The sequence below is a fragment of the bacterium genome (assembly GCA_041648665.1).
Taxonomy (GTDB): Bacteria; UBA10199; UBA10199; order 2-02-FULL-44-16; family JAAZCA01; genus JAFGMW01.
This window is the reverse complement of record JBAZOP010000055.1, coordinates 1-20,354: the sequence shown is the minus strand read 5'-3', so window position 1 is coordinate 20,354 and position 20,354 is coordinate 1. Positions and strand designations below refer to the sequence as shown.

Here is a 20,354-nt window from a genome sequence, read left to right as displayed (position 1 = left end):
TGTCACGGTCACGCCGCCGTCGCCGCTATACACGATATATTGGTCACCCGGCGTGGCGACGCGCCCCAGCAAGTACAGCTGCACGCCAGAGCCGGCCCCGGTCGCCCGCCCGCCCTGCGCCACCGTCATGTCGGAGTAGGTCACGATGCTAGTTGCCCACGGGACGATGCCGGCAATCGTGGCGAAATTGTCGAACGAGTAGATTACGCGCCCGCCGCCGAGCGAACCCTCCGCGACGTGCGCCGCCATCCAGCCCTCTTGCCGGATGCTCTGCACGAGCTTGCGCACACCACGCAGCAGCGGGTCGTTGTTCTGGAGCGACCATGCACTGCCACCGAAGGGGTCTTCGTTGACCCACAGGCCATCGGAGTTGGATACCCAGTAGCGCGCCGGATACCACAGGTCTTCGTACAGGTAGCCGCCCTCGTTGTTGCCGCCGCCCGGCGAGCCGCAATCGCCGGTCATCGCGCCGGTGGCGTCCTGCCAGGCGGGGGCGGTCGGATGGCTGTACGAGGTCGCAATTGCCACGTGCCCGTTGCCCATCAACGCAATTAGTTTAGTTGGCAACAATGCACCAGGTACGTAAACAGAAGGCGGCGGTGTAGATGTGGGCGGTGTCCAGGTTGGGAAGTTGGGCGTCTCAATGATTTCGGTCTTGGCCGGCGCACCAGACACAAATGGCTCGACAGTAATGACATAATTCTTGGTACCTGCCTCATGGTCATGCTCAATATCGACTTCCATGGGTAGAAAACGGGAATCAGTGAAGCTGTTGCCGCGCTGCGCAGCGTTGGCAGTGCTAATCGAGGCACGCACATATTCCATCCATGCTGGGTTGATGCCGGCGTCGCCGCGATTGGGGATAGTGACGGTATAGAGGCCGTGGTCGGAGTTGTACCGCGCGTAACGGTGTCCTTCCCGCGTATTGAGTTCGCTCTGGCTGGCGACCAGTTGGTAGTTTTGGTCGCGCGAGCCTTCGCCCTGGCCAGGCGCAAAGCCCGGCGCGACACAGAATACCGCGCTGACTTCTGAAGTGCTGGCCACAATCGCGCCACTGTGCAGCCAGTGGATCGTTGGATGCCGCTGGCGGGCGGCCTCGAAGCTGGACCAATCTGTTTCGTCGATGTCGAGGATGTAAGTCGTGGAACGGTCTGCGGTATCCTGAAGTTGCGGATCGGGCCGGACCCAGAGGCGGCCCCAGGCGTCACACGTCAGGCGGTGCGCAATGGCCTGGGCGCGCTCGTCGGCCTGCGCGTAGAGGTTTTGCCCATCGCTGCTGAGTGCAGTGAAGGGGTAAGTGGAGCCTAAGCCGGACCAGGTGAAGTCAGCCAGGTCCAGCGCGGTGCTGTGCCAGTGCAGGATGTAGTGCAAATAGCGGTCGATGTTGGCATTGGCCATCTCTTCCCAGGAAGCCGGCGACGCCTCGCGCTCCACGATCTGCGGAAAGCCCGGCAGCCGTTGTAAGCGGCCCACGACATCGACGCACTCGATGGTTGTTTCGGTGAGGTAGCCCTCTTCGCTGGCACCATGCAGCGCGTTTTCGTTGCCGTGCCAGCCGATAAACTTCATATGCTCGCGGCCTGACGGCCCGGCCAGTGCGCCGACGTTGCTGCCATAGCGCTCGCGTTCCCAATACATGGCCAGGGTGCCGTCGGGGTACGTGCCCTCTGGGATCGATTCGAGGATGCGGAAGGAGATTTGCTGGCCTTCAGGCGTCAGCGTTTGGTTGGTGACCTGAAAATCCTCAATCGGCGCATTGGTGCCCGTCTTCTCGGCGGCAAAGATGGGAATGTGGGCGATGTGTGAATTGGCGTTGCTGTCGGTGACGGTCAGGTGTACCCAACGAAAGCCAGGCGGGAATGTGACGCCGCTGGCCGTGGCGCTTGCCGATGACGCCGGCGTGCCATCGTCGAAGTCCCAGGCGTAGGTTGAGATGCTTGCGCCGTCATCTACGGCAAAAGAATCGGAGGCATCGAAGTCAACCGTGATAACATTGGTGTCAGGATCGACAAATTCGGCGTAGCCCGGCCCGCCGTTGGCGACTGGGGGCGGGTTGATACCATTGGTGGCAAATTGCAGCGTGGCGTCTTTGTACGCGGTGCCGCTCTCGTCGATATAGGGGATTTTGGACCACACACGGTAGTCGTCAAGGACGGTGATGTAGGTGTTGTCAAAAAGCGTGACCTCGCCATCGTGGACGCCGCGTGAGGACCAGCCGATGTAGAAATCGTCGCCGGTAGGCGCGAGGCGGACGCGCTGCCGCCCGCGGTCGTCGTTGCCGCGCGTCGAGCCGAAAAGGACTGTCATGCCCGCGCGCACGTTAGTATATGCGCCGGAGATAACGCCGTCCCAGTTAAACGTATGGATAGGATAGCTGACGCCGCCGGGCATGTTGACCAGCGCTTCGAATACGACGGTAGGATCAAGTAGAAACAGGTAGCCCTTGTATGAGAAGGGGTGTGTGCGCCAGGTCGTCGGGTCGCTGAGGGCGGGCATCAGGCCGTATCCTCCAGGTCGATGACACGTATTTCGATATCATTATACCAGTCGCGGTATCCCAATTCGGGGCTGTGGGGGCGCACCGCGGTGCCATTCTTATCCACGAAAGTGCGGTTGAACTCGCCGGGAACGCTCACTGTGACCTCGTTGGTGATTGCGTCGGCCAGGCCAAACGCAGTGAGTACAGTGGTGAGTTCAGTGTCAGTCAGGACATTCCAGCGCAGCACGATATACTGGCGGCCATCGTCGTAGACGCCAGATGCCGTGTATGACCGGCGCGGCGTCTGGATGCCATCCGAGGCCGGCTGCGGATCGATGTCCGCGTAACCTGCGGCGTTGTTGTGCCCGTCGGCGACTTGGTAAGTCATGCGAGTGATAGGTCCTTTATCGTCGTGCGTAGCGTATTGTTAATTGTGTTTTGCAGCTGCTTTGGCGTCAGGTTGGAGCCGTTGACCACAATCTGGCCCACGTTCAGGGTTGCGGTACGCGTCGTGCCCGTCTTACGTAACGTATTGGTCATGAAGTTGCCCAGCGGTGGTGCTGTGTACGTGCCTGCCCCAATGCCAACACCGGCGCGAAATTGCCCGCTTAAACTTAGTGAGGTAACGCGCGCATTGGCTTCTGCGATCAATTTGTCCCAGAATGCCTCATATTCATCTTCTAATCCTTCTTGCCCCAGGCGCTGGATGCCAAGCATTCTGAACTGATGCTGCCCCGCTTCCACTGCAAGTTCCAAATTTGCATCGATATACTTTTGCTTGCGGTCAGCAATTTCTTTATTGGTTGTCTCGATAATTTCACGGATGCGTTTCTCGTCGGCCTTGCGCTGCTCAGCCAGGCGCTTATTGTGCGTCTTGATCTCATCGTCGATGCGTTCCTGGAGATTCTCGCGTTCTTGTGTGCGCTGTTCTTCGAAGTCTTCCTTTGCCTGCTCGCGGCGCTCGGCCTCGCTTTCAAGCTCGCGCCGGACGGCAATGGCATCCAGGCGCGCGGCGGCCTCGAACAGGCTGCGGCGGTGCTGGGCGCGGGCACGCGCTTCCTGGCGCTGGTAGTTCTTCAGGTTTTGCGCCTCGCGCTCGTGCGCCTCACTCTGGAGTTCGATCAGGCGTTCCTGGTGTTCGGTGTTCTCCTCGGCCTCGCGTTCAGCAGCCTCTTCGCGTATTTCGGCGATTTGCTCATTGCGGCGCGCTTCGAGTTCGGCGACTTCCTGGAGGTACTCGCTGAAGAGTTCGAGTTGCTCGACGGTGGGTGCAAGGCCTTCGCTGACAGTTTCCTGAGCAATCTGCGAGGTTCGCTCTAGTGTTTTATTGACCTCGAAAAGAGTATCAAGAAATTCGCCTGCGGTAATGTCGAGGTCGCGCAGTGCCTGGATGGTTTGTGGGCTGGCGAGTCGAAAGCCGATGCCGCCGCCTGCCTCCTCCAGTTGCTGCACAAGCTCGTCACGCACTCGTTGCATAATGATGAGCGCAGCATCACGGTAGCCGGTAGCTTCTCCTGCTTCAACCAAATCTGCGACAAGCTGACCCAGTCCAGGGCCGCCAAACAATTCATGTAAAAATAATGAGACGCGCTGCGGCACTTCTGCGCCAGTACGTAGCGCGCTTTCCATATCAGCAATGGCCTGGTCAACAAGTTCTAATTGTGCCTCAAACGCTGCCTGTTCTGGCGTTTTCTCGATCAGGCCAAGTTTGCCAGCCAACTCTTCGAAAAGACGTGCAATAAAGTTGCCCGCCTCCAAAATAGTCGCCGCGAACTCGCCCACCACATCGGCCAATGTAACAATAATAAGCCGTATGGTCTCTCCAAAAGAGAGGTTTTGTGCGCGCGCTGTTGCAATTAAGCTGGCCGCGCCTGCGCCAATGACCGCCAGGCCGGCGAGCGCGATGGGGTTGGTGAAGATGCCGCCGACGAGCGCAATCAGCGGGCCAAGCGCGAAACTGGCGGCGGAGATCAGGCCCACGATTGACGTAATGGCGGCGGCGATCCTGAGCAGTTCCGGGTTCGTCTCGCGCAGCTGGCGCACCAGGTCGGAGAAGCCACGCACCATCGGCAGGACGATATCGTTGAGCAGCGGTGTGAAGGCCTCGGCCAGGGTTTGCAGCATCTCGTCGCGCATGACGCTGAAAGCGTGCAAGCCTTGTTCGCCAAACTCGCGCAGCGCGTCGGTGGTCAGGCCAATCTCGCCCAGGTAAGCGCTAAGGCCCTGGACAGCGGCGTCGATGCTGCCGCCGGCGTCGGCCAGGATGCGTTGGAGGCGCTGACTATCGAGGTTGAAACGGAAGACCAGCGAGCGGTACTGGCCCGCAAGGAATTCCGAGAGGCCGAAAGCCGCGCCGCGAATGCCCTGGAGCGGGTTCAGAAGTTGCAGCTGCTGCGAGACAATGAGGGTATCGCGCAGGTTTGCATTGGCGCGGCGCACTTGCGGAATGAGGGCGCGCGCGCCCTCGGCAAACTCGACAAACGGGAGGCCGAATTCCTCCGCGATGCCGCGTATCTCGTCCAGGTCACCGCCAAGCGCCTGGATGCTGATGCTGAGCGCTTTGATGTTTTGCGCTGCGGCCAGGCCGCCGACCGCAAGGCCAGCAAGGGGCAACGTGGCAACCTGGAGGCGGCGCAGGTCCTTTTGGAGATCAGCCCAGTCCTTTTTGATGCCATCGATGGCGCGGCGCACTGTGGTTTGGCCAGTTTGGAATGCGCGGCCAATTTGCTGGGTGGCGACCTCGACCGCGCGCACGGCCTGGCCGAGTTGCGAAGTATCGATGGCAACACGGCCTACGGCAGATTCGCCGCCGCCAGCACGACCGAGTAGGGCTGGCGCGTTGCCTGTCGCGGGCGCGAAGGGGATATTAGCCATCAGCGCCGCTCACTTCCACCCAGGAGCAAAGCGACAAACTCCGTCGCGCGGTCGTAGTTCGTTTTGCCTTTGAGTTGGCGTGATGTGGGTCGCGCAGCGTCACCATTTGCGACCGCGTGCAGTTGTTCCACGAAGTGACCCCGCTCCCGGATAAAAGTGCCGTCCTTTCGCTGGTTGCTGTGTGCATAGTAGTGTCCTTCGACCCACGAGGCCAGCAAAAGAACGGCTTGATCCAGTTGGTACGCCGCCCAGGTATTGACGATGTGTAAGAAAGCGCTGGGGCGCTGGCTATACTCCTTCGCCGCTACCGCCAGGTTCCACATCTCCCTGATGTTTCGGACGAAAGGGTTCGAGCGCGCGCGCATCTCCGTTCATCCAGGCAAAGAGTTGCTGCCGATCCGTGGCGGGAATGTAGGCGATGGGCAGCGCGCCATCGGGCGGCGTCGGATCAGTCGAGAATCGCGGTTCGAGCAGGCCGGCGCACACGATGGCGTTGCAGATCGGCCCGAACTCGCGCAGCGTCGTGACGGCGTTGCCCGATGTCAGGTCGATCTCGCCGTCGGCGGTTTGCATCAGGCCGGCAATGGTGGCCGTTAGTTCGTCAGGCACCACGCCGTCCATAATGGCTTCCTGGATGCCAATGGGCCGGGCGCGCACAACCAGGCCACTGGCTGGCAAAGTGAGCAGGACGCCGCCGCGTTTGGCTTCCCATTCTTCCCTGGTGCTGGCTGACAGTGGGTTATCTTTAGCCATCTTCACCTCACGAAGTCTGCGCGTACGTCGGCGGAATGGCGATCGCGGTGGCGGTATTGTGCTTGATCGGCTGGAAGATGCCATAGGTCGTATCCCGGATAAAGCGCATGGTGGCACGCGGGATGACGTAGTTGTCCTGTTGCAGCTGGATGCCGCTGAGCGACGTGAGTTTGCCCTTTGGGAAGAATAGGTGTAAGTCGCCATCGCCGCCGTCCTGGAGCGCGCGCCCGCAGAGGCCCACATAGGGTGCGTTGACGCTATCCCACAGCATGGCCTCGTAGTTCGCACTGTCGGTCGCTGTCGTGATGCCGGTGAGCACGGCGAGCGTGTCGAAGCTCAGGTCAGCGAACTCCAGTTCGACGGTAATGGATTTGAGGCGCGAGTTCGCCGCGAGTTCGGCGTCGTCGCCTTCCAGCACAGCCTCGGTAAAGTTTGGGTCGCCGCCCAGGATGCGCACGCCGTAGACATCGACCTCGGTGCCATACGTACTGCCCGCAGACCAGACCGCGACCTTGCAGTCGTCCAGGCTAAACCCAGGGCTTCCATAGGTATCGAAAGGCATCGTAGCCTCCTCTTAGGTTCTTATGTAGCGCGCCGTATACGTGGCGCGAAGCACAAAGGCATCGAGTGGGTCATCATAAGCCCGAATGACGCCGTTGTAACGCAAAGTGTGGTTCGATGCCCGCTGCTGGTCCAGGAGTGTGAACGCGCGGGCTTCCGCGTCCTCGATGGTTTCATAGCCATCGACCTGATACAGCCACAGTTCCACCGTTTCGATAATGCTGCGCACCGGTGTCGGGTCGGCGATGAAGCCATCCGGCTCCTGGGACCGGGTGCGGATCAGCGCACAGGGCTTGAGGCGCTTATTGGCGTCGAAGGCCGTGCTGGTCGCGGTGTTCTCGCGGCTGATGCCAAGGCGGCCCGTCTCGTCCCAGTCATAGACGCCGCCGGTCAGCACAGTGGCAAAACCGCCCGCGCCCGTATCGGCCTCAAGGATGACCTTGATCGCGTCGCGGATCGCCGTCATGGTCTGGGTGCCTCTGGACCGCGCGTGACCGCCGCACGGATGGGCAGCGTGCCGCCAATACGGCGGAAAGTGTTGCGCACGTCGGCCATGATCTGTGGGAAGAAATGGCTCAGCGCGGGGCCGACGATAGCATAGCGTCCGCCGTGTGCGAACTCCAGGAAGCGCGCATAGTAAAGTTCGTTGCCTGACGGGCCGTAGCGCATCTCAAGTACATGCGTAGTTGTGGAGATGCGGTAGTACTCGGCGATCAAGCTGGCGCGCGCGACGCCGGTTCGGTCCGTCCACGGCGCGTAGAGCTTCATCCAGCGCGTGATCTCGGCGCTATATCGTGTCAGCAAAGCGCCGATGTCATCATCGCGGGCATATATCCAGTTGGTAAGGTGCGTGCGGATCGACTGTTCCGGCGGCGTCACCCATTGCAAACCGTCGGCAGCCATTAGCGCGTTGCCCTTGCATATGCTTCGAAGTGACCCGGCGTTGCAGGCCGGATCGCATGGATCACATAATGCTCACTGGCGACCAGGAACTCGTCGCCCACTTTCAGATCAGTGTCGGCGACCGTTGCGTGCCCACTATAGCCAATGACTGTGACCCACGTATTCGACAGCATGTATGCTTCGCCCACGACGCGGCGCGGGTCGTTGAGTGGCTCGATGCGCACGACCTGAGCGCCAGGCAAGCTGCCGCCGGCGGGCCGGGCGGTGACGGTGAGCGTGGTTGGGTTTCGGCCCACGAGACGGTCGGCGCTTTCGGTAAGGCCCGCGTCGGTGGCCATCGTGCCCGACCAGTTAGCGAACGTCGGCATCAGGTCCACTCCAGCGTGTCTTCATATTCCGACGGCACGTCCCTGGATTTGACGGGGTAGCTTTCCATCTGCCCCATAAAGACGGTGGCTTGATCGCCGGCGGCGGTGGATTGCCGCTTGATGTCAAGCGTGCGGACCAGCTGGTCGAAGACCTGCGAGCGCCGCTCGGTGGTCTGGCCCACGGTGTAGTCCGCGAACTTGGCGGCATTGGTGATGAGTTGCTCCAGGGCCAGGATGACCGTCCGATCATAGTCCGAATCCGCCCGCGTGAAGAGCCGGTTGATCTCGGTTTCGGTGAAGACGTAGTTGTCTGCGTCCTCGTCACCGATATCTTTGCGGAAGTCAGACAGTTGATCGGCGGTCATCTCGGCCATTGGCTTACCTCGGCATCAAGGTCAGCTGATCGTCGGGTTGGTATACGACGCAGCGCCGGCAGCCAGGTAGCTGGCGACGCCATTGGTGCGGTCGCGCCCGATGCCGACCCCGAACAGCGCCTCGAAGATCACGCCGCCCATGTACAGACCATTCATCGCCGGCTGGCCCGGCGTCACGATGTACGCGCCGAAGCCCACGTCCGGATGAACCCGGACCGCGAGCGGGTTGGCCGCAGTCATCGCGCCGTAGGATTTGTACATGCCGGCGTAGCCCGTCGGGATGCGGTTGTTTGCATACAGATTGATCTGCCCATAGGGGCTATCGTAGTAAGCAAACAGGTTACCGGGGCCATCCCACATGGGCTGGTCCAGCACCGCACGGCCCTCGGTCAGGCCGGAGAACAGGTTCTCCACGATGGGCGCGACTTTCTTGATGATGTTGTCGAGTGCCAGGTAGGAGGCGATATCAGCGCCAGACACCATCGCCGTGTAAGGCGGCATATGCCCATGCTCGAAAAGGTCAGCGGCGGCGTCCTCCAGCACATCGGCAAGCGTCTCCGAAGCACTGGAGTTGTGGTAGTTGAAGTGGTCGTGGCTGGTAGTGAAGGTCGAGCCTTCGTACTCCGGCGGCGCGTAGTCCACGTTGCCGCTCGTGCCGTGGACGAACGGAACATCGTAGCCCGTGCCGCTGGTGCCGCCGATCTGATGCTCCGTGGTCGTGAAGAACCGGGTCAGGAGCGCCTTTTCGAAGACGTGCTTCCACTTGCGTACGCCGGTTGCGATGTCAGCGTCGATGCGCTCGCGCCGGGCGTCTAGCAGGTAGTACCGCGTCCAGCCCAGGGCCGCCTGATACGGCAACATCCTGAGCATGTGCCCGATAGTTTGCCCGCGGACGACGCCGATACGCGAGTTCTCGGTGACTTCTTCCATCGAGGTGATCGAGCCGCCCTGTTCATACTCGACCTTATCCTCTTCCGTGAGTGACATCAGGCCACCCCAGCGCTGGACGAGGCGGGTCGTCTCCGAGCCGAAAGCCGCCGCAGAGTCGGCAATCACGTCGGCAAGCGAGATGCCGTCGCGGGTCTGCCAACGGGCAACTTCGCCGGCGTCCCAGCCGGTGGGCAGGGCACGCTCCAGGATGGTTGCAGGTCCGATTAGTTCAGCCATTTTCAGTCTCCCTTAGCTCTTGTACTCGGCGTCGCCAGGGATCGGGAGCACGAAGATTGTGGTCGTGTCGAGAGCATAGCCGACGGCACGCTTGTACTCGTTCGAACTCTCGGCGGGCGCGGCAGTATCCAGTGCGCCTGCTGTCTGGCTGAGGTAATACCACATGCCGGGCGTGAGGCTTGAGAAGCCGGTGACCGGTCCGAACACGCAGACGCCGATACGCGCACCATCTGCGTAAGTGTAGCTGCTCTGGTCGAACGGGCCATCGACGACGATCCCGATACCGCGCGCCACGGCTGCGGTGGAGTTGCGGTCCGCAAGTGTGGCCTCAGCCGAGGAGTCCAGCGAGACGACCTCGCCGCGGTCCACATCTTCGGCGGCGGTATAGGGGTACACGAGCGCGCCCTTTTCGATCTGCGCGCGGATGGTGGTGCGATCTGAAACCGTAACAGCAGTCATGAGTTACTCCTTAGCTCAGGCCAGCGCGCCGGCGAATCTCGGCCACGCGCTCTTCCCAATTGATCTCAGGCATCGACCCATTGGCGCGCCGCGCGGCGCTAATGGACGCTGCCGGACCGCTGAGGTCGGCGACGACTTTCTCGCGCAGTGGCTGCATCGCCTCGCTGTCCCAGATTTCCGTGACCAGGGCTGACAGGTCGGGCTGCGCCTCGCTGTCATGCTGAAGCAAGCGCAGCTGAACCATCTGCTCCACGACTGGGCGCAGGACCTCGATGGTGACGACCTTGGCGAGCGCGTCCTGGAGCGCGAACTTCTGCATCTCGGCAGTGATAACGGCATAGGACTGCTCGCTGGCCTGAAGCTTGGCCTGCGCGCCGTTGAGGTTCTCGGTCAGTTCTGCGACCTGATCGGTCAGTGACTTATTGTGCGCCTCCAGTTCTGCGACGCGCTCCACGTCGGCCTCAAGCTGGAGTTTCTTGGCAATTGCCTGCCTGACGGCTTCAGGAAGCAGATCGGCGTCCCGCGCGGTCAGTTCAGCAATCATCTCAGCCTTTGTAGGCATGGTAAGCTCCTCTTCATTAAGGTAAGTGGTTTCGATATGCCAGGGATCGCCGGCATAGACGCCCTCAGCGTGCTGTAGTTCGGTGGCGATCTCGGACACGACGGCGAACTCTCCGCCGAGGTCAAGCGCCGCGCGGGAAGGCGGCGCGAGGTCAAGGCTTTCGAGGATCAGTTCCGGCTCAGAAACCTTGCCGTTGGGCGCGACTTTGCGCCGCATGACGCCGTAGATGGACGTGGCGAGCTTCCCGCCCCGCGCCTTGAGGCGTCTGATCTCATCGCGCGTTGGGCCGGGCGGGACATAGGCCTTGGCCCAGAGCGTCTGCCCAATGCGCCGCGCGCCGATCCAATCCACGACTTCGGGCGGGTAGGCGTTGCCCCGATCCTTGACCGGGACGTGGCCACGCACGCCACCCAAACCTGGCAACTGGCGCTCGATAGCCGAAACCAGGTTCTCGTCGTAATGACGCCCGTTCTTGGAAGTCTCGCCTACGCGCGCGACCGGCATAACGACGAGAAACGGGTCCGTGCCCTGCGCCTGGTCTTCGGCAAATAGGAGTTCAGTATTGACGTTGGCAAAAGTGGGAATGGCGGGATGCTTGCCTTCGAACTCCCAAACGAGCGTGCTTTCGATGACCTCGTCATCGCCGGCGGAGATACTTAGAATGGCGGGGGCAAAGCTGGCCTCAAAGTTAGCAATTTCGCTGACGGGCCGGAAGATGGGCACTTCCTCGACCTGGACGACTTCAGAAAAGGCAATCTTGCCCTCGGCATCGCGTGACCAGTCAGCACGCCACAGCGTTTCCTTGTTGTCCTTAAACGTGGCGACGACGACCTGAGTTGGGAATACCCAGCGCGCCCAGGCGCGGCTATCGCGGTCGGTGGGGAATTTGCTGGAGCCGGCAACGGCGGCGTCCAATTCTTCCAGAAGCGCGTTGAGGCTGCCTTCGGGGGCCATATCGGAGACATTGGCTTCCAACGCGCGGTGATAGCGCTCTGCCTGCGCCTTCGTGCCATAGCATTTGAGTTGCTCTGACGGCTCGCCCTCGGCGTCGAGCTTGAAGACACAGAACTGGTCGCCGCGCTTGAACACTTTGTACGGCATCGCGCCCCCTTTAACTTGGTGGCTTTGAGATAAACACGAAACTTTGCCGTAGCATTACACACTCAGTATATCCTGAGCGTGCGGCAAAGTCAAGAGCGCGCGGAGTTTTGTTGAGACGTGTCTACATTATGAGGTGGGTGTCAGTGCGCCATTTTGGTAGCGGTGTGTGGCGTGCGCGATGGTAAGGACGCGAAAGCCCGTGCCCTGGGTCAGGTCGCGGTTCCGCTGGGCGTCGGCGCTGTGGTAGCCGGCGCGTTTGGGGTGGAACTGGTGTAGTGCTGTGATGGCAGCCGTGGCATCGATGAGCCGGGCACGTGCGTGCTCCACTGCGTGCCAGACGAGGTAATTGTCCCAAGTCCAACGTGCCAGCGCGAAGGCGGGGAGGTCGGCATAAAGTTCTCTGGGGAAGATGAAGTAATCGATGCCTGACTTTTGGTGCAGAGCGCCTTGTTGTGCAAGATTGGCGGCATCGGCGCGCCAGGTGGGACTATCGAAGTCAAGATGTGGAATATGCGCGAGGTCGGTGCGCTGTCCAACGATGAGGAAAGGCGATTCGATGCTGGATGCGGCGCGGATTGCGCCGGCGATGTCTCCCAGGAGAATGATGTCAGCGTTGGCATAGACCAGGTTAGGTGTTGTGCATAGCCGTCGTGCTCTGGCGAACAAGCCTGCCACACTTGGCGTGCCGGCGGGAGTGGTTTCGATATCGGGGTGGTGGGCGACCCCAGTTCTTTGACAAAGTTCTGCGACGCCTCGGTCGTTGCCGAAGACAAGGACTCCCGCAACGCCCGCAATTTGTTGCCAGGAGCGGAGCGCGTTAGTTTGGGCAAGCTCAGTTTCATCGTCGATTGCCTTCAGGGTGCTAAAGATCGTCAGCATACGTGATACCGCCGTCATATTCTTTTAGAGTGACGATGGGCTGGGCACACGGCGTGTAGTATTGCCCGCCGAGGTAGTCGAGGTGCCGGTCCAGGAATACTTGTCGGCCATGCTGGTAGTTGGCCGCTGCCTGTTTCGGTCCGATAGTGCTGAACTTGGCCGAGGTGTTGACGACAGCGAAGGGGATATAGTAGTTGGTATAGCCCTTTCTGAAAAGGTCGATGCTTAGGCTGAGATCGTCGAAATCCATCGGGCAGTAGGTTTCATCCAATCCGCCCTGGGCACGCAGCAAGCTGGTGGCGATAGCAAAAGGCCGGTTTATGGCGTTGACCGAGTACGCCGCCAGCGGGTATCGATCAGGCGAGATATTGTGCTTGGCGTAGTGGTCGCCTTTGCGCTCCCGCCAACACTCGATGCGCTCGTATGTGCCGCTGGGATAAACTTTCAAGCCGGCGAGCAAGCCCATTGCACCCGTTCGAGGCAGCGCGGCGATACGGGCAAGCAGCGCGTCCCAATTGCGGTCCCACATCAGGTTATCGTCCTGGACAAACACGATCAGGTCGCCAGTAGCGACTTTGAGCGCGGCGTTATTGGCTTTGATCTCGAACACGTCATCAGTTTCGAGGCCCTGGTATGCGACACCGGCATCACGGACGACTTCTTCGGCAATAGTGCGTGAGGTGTCCACACAGGCATCATACACTGCGATAACCTCGATGTCATGCTTGCCCGAAGTCGTAGCGAGCCAGGATTGCAGCACTGCGGCAATGCTGTCCTCTTTGTTAAAGATGTCGAAAGCGAGGGTGATCTTCATGTTTGCCTCACGCGACAAATGCGACCAGGTTTAGTGAGCGCAGGTCATGCGCTGCCGTGTTGAGTGTGCGCGGCAAGCCAGGCCAGAGGTCGCGCTCTGGTGGTATACGTTCGATCTCGATGAAACCAGCCTGCGCCAGGCACCATGATAAGCAGCTTTGATTGAATAGCATGTAGTGTCGGTTCAGGTCATCCTGGTTGCCGCCATAGATCAGGCCCAGGATATCGCGGAACTCAGTGTTACTTAAACTCCAGTAGTTATGCGGGCGTTCGATCATGAGGCGCGTCACCAGGTCGCCATCAGGTACACACACGATCAGCGCTGCGTCAGGTTGCATCTGGCTGTGCCAGCACGTGAGTATTTCAATTGTACGGCGCACGCGGTCCTCGCCGCGCCCGCGCTGGGGGATATGCTCCAGGACGTGGGAGGCGACCAGTACGCTTGCCGGCTCTGGCAGCGTCAGATGTGCGAAATCGCACTGCACGTCCGGCGCGCCGGCCAGGTCCACCGACAGCCAGCCAATGTCTTTAAGAGAACGTGTGACACCCAGGCAGTATTGTGTGTTCATTGCAGTTTCACCGGTTCTGTGCTATCATGTGGGCAACCCCAAAACCCCAGACGCAAGTCTGCCAAAGGCCTCCATTCGTGGGGGTCTTTTGGGTTCACGGCGCGTGGTCGAGGAGGAAGTGGCCGGGCACGATGTAGTCGATGTGTTTGGGCGGCGGCGTGTGGAGTGTGCGCCAGGGGTCGATGATGGTGTGGCATTTTGCAATGCTCCAATCTATGCTGGCGAGATGTAGGGTGGCGTACATGGGATGGGGCAGGGCGATGATGGCAGCGTCAGCGTGGACGGTGAGGGCAAGGGCGGCCTCGGCGGTGTCATACTCTGGGTTGTGCAACCAGGCCGCGGTGCCGCGTGTTTTGAGTATGGCAGCAATGGTGTGGGCGGCGCTTTGGGTTTCGTTGGGCGTGCCGAGTTTGTAAGGCGCGCCGAGGATGGCGACGGTGCGGACGAGGCCACAGGCAGCGGCGGCGTAGTGCGCCATGAGGTCGTTGGTGGCGGCGATGTTCTGGAAGTGGCCCTGGGCGAGTGGGTGAATGGCGTCGGCGGCGAGGGCCAGCGTATCGCGCGGCAGACATGGGCCGCCCGCGCCGAGGCCGGGGGCGAGATAGGCGTGGCCGATGCGCGGGTCGCTGCCGATGAGGTCAAGGGTATTGTGGGCGTCGCAGTTGGGATATTGATCGCAGAGAGCCATGACCGCCTGTGCGAAGGCGACGCGGCTGGTGAGCATGGCGTTGATGCTGAGCTTGGCGACTTCGACCTCGGCGGTACGCGCGTAAGTGGTATGGAGGCCGGCCAGGGTGCCGCGCTCGGTCAGCGCGCCAAGATAGGCTTCGATGCGGTCGCTTACGGCAATATCGGCAGTGCCGGCATACCAGTCATCCCATCCGATCATAACCTGGGAGGGATGCATCAGGTTCTCGACCACGCTGCCGAGCGCGATGAGCGTGGGCGCGTAGATGACCTGGAGATCGGGCGTATACTCGCGCAGCGCTTCGGTTTCGCCCGGCATGAGGGTTGAGACGATGAAGATGATTGTGTCCGGGTTGGCGTGCTTTCCACAGGCGTAGCGGGCGTCATGGATATCGTTCATGGCCTGGACGACGTGCTCGCTTGACAGGCGGCCCTGCTCGTCCTCTGGCGTGGGCACGGCGATGAAGATGGCCTGCGCCGCGCCGATCAGCGTGACGAAGTCGTCGCCGAGAGTCAAGAAATCACGGGTATTACTGCCGAGATGTGCCACGCTGAGTGAGTGGGTGGTATCGGTAAGGCCATGAACATCGGCAAAGAGCGCTTCGACTTGGGGTTCGCGGTCCTGATCGTTGAACTCGTCGTGCTCGATGGCGGCAACGCGCCGGCGTGACGTGTCCAGGCCCGTGACGTGATAGTGACGGGCGAGCAGGCAGGCCAGGGGCAGGCCCAGCTTGCCCAGGCCAAAGACGACGATGGGCTTTTCTGACCGGGCGGGCGCGGCTTTCTTCTTGGTTTTCTTCTTAGTCACAGGGTTCCTCCTCGTGGAATGAGTGGCGGCGAATAACGGTGAAGCTATATGCCGTGTCGCATACGCGCCACCAGTCATGCTGCTGTGTTTTGATATAGCGCTCGATGAAGTCGGTGGGGCCGGGCCAGCCCTGGGCATAAGCGCCGTTGGGCGCGTCGGCGAGGCGGCGGCTATCGTGGATGAGGATGTAGCCATCCGTGCGCAGCTTGGGCGACCACAGCTGGAAATCCTGTAGCACGGCGTCGTAGTGGTGGTCGCCGTCGATGACGATAAGATCGAGCGTGCTGACGTGGTCCTGGGCAGCCTGGGCGCTGGTCGTGGCGCGTAGTGCCCATACGATGTCTTTCATGGCGTCGGGTCGGAGCCAGCTGGCGATGGCGAGGGCGTTGTTGGCGCACTGCTGTTGGGTGGCGTGCAGGTTTGGGTTCATGCTGTCGGGCAGGAATGGATCGATGCTGAGCAGGTGGGCGCTGCGGTGGGCGCTGCGGTGCAGTGTGGCGAGCAGGATGCCGGTCATGACGCCGAAGCCCGCGCCGATCTCGGCGGCGTCGCTGGCCTTGCGGGCGTAGTGGGCGAGGCAGGCGATCTCGGCGTCGGTGATGAGGACATCGCCTGACTTGATGGTGTGGCGCAAGGCGTCTTGGGTAGGCGTGTTCATAGGCGTAACCATTTGAGGAACTGGATGGGCAGGTCGGTATTGTAGTATGGGTCGTGGGTGCGGCGCAGATAGTCCAGGCCGCGCAGCCGGTCGTTCTCGATATCGAATGCGCCGCGCGTCAGAATGGCAGCAATGCGGTCGGCCATTGCCTGCCAGTCGCCGTTGGACACGAGGTAGCCATTGTAGTTGTGGCGCAGGTATGCGCGGTTGCCAATGACATCGAAGGCGACGACGATGCAGCCGGCGGCCATTGCTTCCATGCCGGGGATGGGGCAGCCCTCACCCCACAGTGGGTGCTTGCCCTGGTGCAGGCTGAGGTAGATGTGGCATTGCTGCATTTGGGCGGCAACTTGCGACTCCGAGCCGTGGATTTCCATAATGCGGATCGGGCTGAGATGTGGGTGGTTTATGTTGAGGTGGTGCAGGATTTTGCCGACATATTCGAGACTTTGGTTGTCCTGCACGATGTAGCCCAGCGTGGGCGGGTCGCGCTCCGGCTGGCTGGTGACCCAGTTGCTCCACAGATCGGTATCGATGACCTGGGGAATATGCGTTGGGTTGAAATTGTAGTGCGCCATGTACCAGGCAGCGGTGTGCGTGGTATGGACGGCGATGCGTTCTGGGGCAAGGAGGCCGTCGTGGAGGTACTGGTCCAGAAGGGTGCGGTGCGCGATCGTCCAGCGTATCTCGTGGTCGTAGTAGTAGATGGGCTGGTTGTGTCGGCGCGCCAGGTCGATCAGCGCCTTGGAGGGCAGCCAGAAGGTGACGAGGCGCAAGGCGTCGGGCGGGCTGGCGGTGAGGCGCGCCTCGAAGTCGTCGATGGGCAGGATGCCGCCGGGATAGGTCAGCCACTCGAAGTTCCGCCACTGGTCGCCGGCGGTGAGGATGCTGGTTTCAGCGCGCCCGTAGCCGCATATCCCGGCGGCGTAGTCCAGCGCAGCGGTGCTCACGAGCGCGCTGCGCCAGATATTGTAGAGCTTCATGCCGCCATTATAGGGGTATGCGCCGGGGTGGGCGTCATCCTCAGCGGACGAGAAGGCAATAGCAAGGCTGCGCGCGGTCACGTCTCGTCTGGCTCACTTTCGTCGTCCTCGGCCTGGGTGCGCGGGCCGCGCCGTTTGGGTTTGGCGTCGGGCGTTTCCTGCGGCTGCGGATCATCCAGGTCCAGGGCGCGGGTGGCGAGAAACATCGCGCCTTGCTGCAAGGTCGCGCTATCGGGTATGGTCCAGCCTTCCTGGCCAAGCTTGGCAAGGCCGGCGTAGATATTGCCTTCGTAGATGAGTTCCGCCCCTTCGTCCGTGCAGCGCCGCACCTCGATGGTGACCATCCCGCGCATGGTGATAATTGCATACTCAATCTGCGTCATGCCTGTCCTCCTGTGGCGATGGATCAGATTGATTGTATGTCAAATGTCCACGTTGCGCAAGTGCAGTGCCGCGCGCGAGTTGGGCGCGGAGCTTCTGTGCGGTCTGTTCAATGATGCGGAGCGCTTCAGCGAGCGGCATGGGGCCGGCGGGCCTTTCGTTGTCCTCATCGTATGCGGTCAAGGTCAATCACCTCCTTTGTGATAGGGTGTATGGGTTGCAGGCCGACGAATGGGACGGTTTCGCGCGGGGCGTACTGGCGCTCGCTTTCGGGCACAGGTGCGCCGGTTGGGAGTGGCGGCAGGCCTTGCTCGGTGCGGCGGTAGTTGGCCATACGCCAGTTGAGGTATTCGGTCGCGCGCGTCCAGCCATAGTGGTAGCAATGGATATCGCCGCGCACCAGAACTTCGTGGTGATCGCGCCAGCCAAGGGCCGCGCGGTTGGGAATGGAATGGCGCGGCCTTTCATAGCGCACGCCGTGGCCGAGCCGCCAGATGCGCATATGGTGATCGGGATAGAAGGGTGGGTAGGGGACGTAGTGGCAGCGGTCGCCAAAAAAGTTGTACCAGGGCGTCTGGACGCCGAGGTAGTGTTCCAGGTCCGCTCTGAGTTGGGCAATGTGTGCGCCGAACCAGCACTCGTCGGGGTCAGATTTGAGTACGGCGTCATAGCCGGCGCTTTCGGCAAGCTCGATCAGGCGGTTCTGTGCCGTGTCGAAGCGCCAGTCCCAGTTGTGGTCGATGATCTGCGCATTGTATGCGCGCGCGACTTCCAGGCTGGCGGCGTCGTTGTTGTTGTTTAGTGCAATGAAACCATCCACGGCATGGATGTAGGCAGGCAAGTGTGATTGCAGCAGGTCGGCCTCGCCCGCGCCTATCATCATAATGAGACACAGTTTCATGGATTGTATCCTCGCGTTTCGGTGCGGTTGTCAAAGATTATTACGGCTTGCGAGGGCAAGTGGTATCGAACTGTGGGCAGGTTCACGCCCATGAGTTCGAGGAATCGGCGCGCCTTGACCCAATCGCAGTATTCGGCGTGGGGAAAGGTAACTGGGTTGCTGGGCACGAAGTTACCATACATGGTGCGTGCATCGATGACGTGGCAGATAGCGCATTTCCATGCCTCGCGGCCATCGACTTTAGTGGGCCAAACCGGATCGAGGGAAGCCAGGATAATCAGGTGCCGGACCACAGGATCATGGTTGTTCAGTTCGCGCCGCAGGTACTGCTCAGCGCATTCGCGCAGCGTGGTTTGGATGCTGGGCCACGCGGGAAGATTGGCTTTTCGGGCAATGTCGTCGATCATGCCCAGCAGGCCAGAGAGCGTGCCTACGATGCTGCGCAAGGAAGCGATCTGCTGCTCCAGGTCCGCGATAGCGGCTTCGTTATCGGCAACAATCTTGGCGTCTTTGAGTTCAGTGATGTTTATCATCCGGCCATCCCCAAGTATCGATGAGATGCAATTTGAGCACATCTCGTGCCGGGTGCTCGCGCAGATACCGTATGACTAGCATCCAGTCACACCAATCGGCGTGTGGGAAGGCCATTGGGTCGGATTCATTGGCATGGATGCCGCAAAAGGCGCAGCGCCAGGGTTCTTCGCTGTAGTCCTCATCGTGGTCGAACAGGACCGGATCGTTGTCGACGAGCATGACGAGATGATCCAGGTCAGTAGTTAAGTTGCCGCGCACGTACTGCATAGCAATTTTCCGCATTGCACTGTCGTATTCTTTGACGGCGGAATCTATATCGGCGTGCGGCAAGCATCTTATGCGGCCCGCCAGTCTTTGTGCAGCAGCGACAGTTTGATCCAGCGTATGTTGCAGCGTCTTGAGGCGGCGCTCCAACTGCTGCTCGCGCTCAGTTTTGGGTTGTGTCACTACTGCCATCGTCCTGTCCCACAGTGTGTATAAGTGCCGTCAAGGCGCTCTGCGCAGCGCGCTTGGCCGCGCGGTGCGTGTTGTAGTAGAGCTTATGGCGGCCCAGCGCGCTGTCCGTATCATCGGCGTCGCGGTTGGAGGCAATGAGCAATTGTTTGGATTGTGGGCCGCGCCAGATGTACCACTGCCAGCCGATGGGCGCGCGGATGACTTCGATGGTGAAGCCGTCCGCAGCTTGCTTATAGTGCGTTGGTGTAATACGCTCCCAGGTCATCAGAATGGCCCTCCGCGGAAGATATTGCCGTCCTCGCTGAACACGATGCGCCAGCCCGCATAGAAGAACAAGGTGAAGAGGATGACGATGAGCGCACCCTTGATGCAATCGGGCAGCGGGCGCAGGAAATCGCTCAGGTACTTGGCGGTCATGAGCAGGCCGCCGGCGACAACGAGGATAAACGTAATAATGAAGACGACCGTTGTAGCTTTCACAGCATATCTCCTTCGTGTGGCGGGAGTAATGTTTTCTTGACTGCGGCAAAAATGCCCAACTCCCACTGTGCCCTGTAATTGTGGTGCATTATAACATGATTTTGCAATCCTTCACAATATTGGATTTCGGTGGTAAAGCGGTCAAGGGGGCCGTGGTGTTCGCCCACGATAACGCCAAAAGCAGCGATCAGGAAGGGGGGTGTGTTGCGGAAGAAATCCCACTCACCACCCTCGATATCGAGCTTGAGCAGCGCGTAGTCGCCGGGAACAGTGTTAGTGTGGTGCAGCAGTTCGGCCAGCGAGATGGGTGGCGGGGCAGGGGTGGGTGTGGGCGTGCGGGTAATGCGGTGGCTGCCCGACCGGCCCGGCGCGAGTTGAAGAAAGGCAGTTTCACCATCTTCAAGCCGACCTACCCAGCGGTGGCAGCAGTATGCTTTAATGGGCGTTTTGTTCCAGGCAAGGTTGCGCTGGAGGAGGGCGAAGTTGTCGGGTTCCGGCTCGACCGCGAGATAGATCGCGCTGGGGAAGTCATGGTGGGCGCGCAGCGAGAATGCGCCAATATGCGCACCGAGATCGACGACGAGACGTGTGGTGGGGGGCAAGT

General features: G+C 60.8%; 25 protein-coding genes. All 25 read right to left on the bottom strand.

Going from position 1 to position 20,354, the window contains the following annotated elements; all coding sequences use genetic code 11:
- A partial coding sequence (locus tag WC683_14160) for a hypothetical protein (protein MFA4973751.1) occupies positions 1-2,496 on the bottom strand: 2,496 nt, incomplete at its 3' end.
- Positions 2,496-2,867, bottom strand: coding sequence for a hypothetical protein (locus WC683_14155; protein ID MFA4973750.1), 372 nt, complete (start codon positions 2,865-2,867; stop codon positions 2,496-2,498). The genes WC683_14155 and WC683_14160, both read right to left, overlap by 1 nt.
- A complete protein-coding gene (locus tag WC683_14150; protein ID MFA4973749.1) occupies positions 2,864-5,353 on the bottom strand; it encodes a hypothetical protein in 2,490 nt (829 codons plus the stop codon). The genes WC683_14155 and WC683_14150 overlap by 4 nt, the downstream gene beginning before the upstream one ends.
- Before the next feature lie 288 nt (positions 5,354-5,641).
- Entirely contained in the window at positions 5,642-6,106 is a 465-nt protein-coding gene (locus WC683_14145; GenBank protein MFA4973748.1) for a hypothetical protein, read from the bottom strand.
- A 7-nt stretch (positions 6,107-6,113) separates the two neighbouring features.
- The gene (locus WC683_14140) at positions 6,114-6,668 is read right to left on the bottom strand and encodes a hypothetical protein (protein MFA4973747.1); all 555 of its coding nucleotides are present in this window, start codon (positions 6,666-6,668) and stop codon (positions 6,114-6,116) included.
- A gap of 12 nt (positions 6,669-6,680) precedes the next feature.
- The gene (locus tag WC683_14135; GenBank protein ID MFA4973746.1) at positions 6,681-7,133 is read right to left on the bottom strand and encodes a hypothetical protein; all 453 of its coding nucleotides are present in this window, start codon (positions 7,131-7,133) and stop codon (positions 6,681-6,683) included.
- Positions 7,130-7,570 (bottom strand): hypothetical protein, encoded by a 441-nt coding sequence (locus tag WC683_14130; protein MFA4973745.1) that lies wholly within the window; start codon positions 7,568-7,570, stop codon positions 7,130-7,132. Before WC683_14130 ends, WC683_14135 begins: the two co-directional genes overlap by 4 nt.
- Positions 7,570-7,938, bottom strand: coding sequence for a hypothetical protein (locus WC683_14125; GenBank protein ID MFA4973744.1), 369 nt, complete (start codon positions 7,936-7,938; stop codon positions 7,570-7,572). The genes WC683_14130 and WC683_14125 overlap by 1 nt, the downstream gene beginning before the upstream one ends.
- The gene (locus WC683_14120) at positions 7,938-8,303 is read right to left on the bottom strand and encodes a hypothetical protein (protein ID MFA4973743.1); all 366 of its coding nucleotides are present in this window, start codon (positions 8,301-8,303) and stop codon (positions 7,938-7,940) included. The genes WC683_14125 and WC683_14120 overlap by 1 nt, the downstream gene beginning before the upstream one ends.
- 30 nt (positions 8,304-8,333) lie before the next feature.
- Positions 8,334-9,299: a hypothetical protein gene (locus WC683_14115; protein MFA4973742.1), complete on the bottom strand. Its 966-nt coding sequence runs from the start codon at positions 9,297-9,299 to the stop codon at positions 8,334-8,336.
- 192 nt (positions 9,300-9,491) lie between these two features.
- Positions 9,492-9,938: a hypothetical protein gene (locus tag WC683_14110; protein ID MFA4973741.1), complete on the bottom strand. Its 447-nt coding sequence runs from the start codon at positions 9,936-9,938 to the stop codon at positions 9,492-9,494.
- Positions 9,939-9,948: 10 nt separating this feature from the next.
- Positions 9,949-11,601 carry a hypothetical protein gene (locus WC683_14105; protein MFA4973740.1) on the bottom strand — a complete coding sequence of 551 codons (1,653 nt, stop codon included), beginning with the start codon at positions 11,599-11,601 and terminating at the stop codon, positions 9,949-9,951.
- A 126-nt stretch (positions 11,602-11,727) separates the two neighbouring features.
- Positions 11,728-12,480: a hypothetical protein gene (locus WC683_14100; protein ID MFA4973739.1), complete on the bottom strand. Its 753-nt coding sequence runs from the start codon at positions 12,478-12,480 to the stop codon at positions 11,728-11,730.
- On the bottom strand, positions 12,464-13,294 hold the full coding sequence (locus tag WC683_14095) for a glycosyltransferase (protein ID MFA4973738.1): 831 nt from the start codon (positions 13,292-13,294) through the stop codon (positions 12,464-12,466). Before WC683_14095 ends, WC683_14100 begins: the two co-directional genes overlap by 17 nt.
- A 7-nt stretch (positions 13,295-13,301) precedes the next feature.
- A complete protein-coding gene (locus WC683_14090) occupies positions 13,302-13,862 on the bottom strand; it encodes a hypothetical protein (GenBank protein ID MFA4973737.1) in 561 nt (186 codons plus the stop codon).
- Between the two features lie 94 nt (positions 13,863-13,956).
- Positions 13,957-15,357, bottom strand: a complete 1,401-nt coding sequence (locus tag WC683_14085; protein MFA4973736.1) for a hypothetical protein — start codon at positions 15,355-15,357, stop codon at positions 13,957-13,959.
- Positions 15,350-16,015 (bottom strand): class I SAM-dependent methyltransferase, encoded by a 666-nt coding sequence (locus tag WC683_14080; protein ID MFA4973735.1) that lies wholly within the window; start codon positions 16,013-16,015, stop codon positions 15,350-15,352. The genes WC683_14085 and WC683_14080 overlap by 8 nt, the downstream gene beginning before the upstream one ends.
- Positions 16,012-16,998 carry a glycosyltransferase gene (locus WC683_14075; GenBank protein MFA4973734.1) on the bottom strand — a complete coding sequence of 329 codons (987 nt, stop codon included), beginning with the start codon at positions 16,996-16,998 and terminating at the stop codon, positions 16,012-16,014. Before WC683_14075 ends, WC683_14080 begins: the two co-directional genes overlap by 4 nt.
- 77 nt (positions 16,999-17,075) lie before the next feature.
- The gene (locus WC683_14070) at positions 17,076-17,381 is read right to left on the bottom strand and encodes a hypothetical protein (protein MFA4973733.1); all 306 of its coding nucleotides are present in this window, start codon (positions 17,379-17,381) and stop codon (positions 17,076-17,078) included.
- Positions 17,382-17,545: 164 nt separating this feature from the next.
- Positions 17,546-18,280, bottom strand: coding sequence for a hypothetical protein (locus WC683_14065; GenBank protein MFA4973732.1), 735 nt, complete (start codon positions 18,278-18,280; stop codon positions 17,546-17,548).
- Complete coding sequence (locus tag WC683_14060) at positions 18,277-18,813, bottom strand: hypothetical protein (GenBank protein ID MFA4973731.1); 537 nt, start codon at positions 18,811-18,813, stop codon at positions 18,277-18,279. The genes WC683_14065 and WC683_14060 overlap by 4 nt, the downstream gene beginning before the upstream one ends.
- Positions 18,797-19,270, bottom strand: coding sequence for a hypothetical protein (locus WC683_14055; GenBank protein ID MFA4973730.1), 474 nt, complete (start codon positions 19,268-19,270; stop codon positions 18,797-18,799). The genes WC683_14060 and WC683_14055 overlap by 17 nt, the downstream gene beginning before the upstream one ends.
- Positions 19,242-19,535 carry a hypothetical protein gene (locus WC683_14050; protein MFA4973729.1) on the bottom strand — a complete coding sequence of 98 codons (294 nt, stop codon included), beginning with the start codon at positions 19,533-19,535 and terminating at the stop codon, positions 19,242-19,244. The genes WC683_14055 and WC683_14050 overlap by 29 nt, the downstream gene beginning before the upstream one ends.
- Positions 19,535-19,750: a hypothetical protein gene (locus WC683_14045; GenBank protein ID MFA4973728.1), complete on the bottom strand. Its 216-nt coding sequence runs from the start codon at positions 19,748-19,750 to the stop codon at positions 19,535-19,537. Before WC683_14045 ends, WC683_14050 begins: the two co-directional genes overlap by 1 nt.
- Positions 19,747-20,354, bottom strand: a 608-nt coding sequence (locus WC683_14040) for an FkbM family methyltransferase (protein ID MFA4973727.1), incomplete at its 5' end; no start/stop codon positions are given. The genes WC683_14045 and WC683_14040, both read right to left, overlap by 4 nt.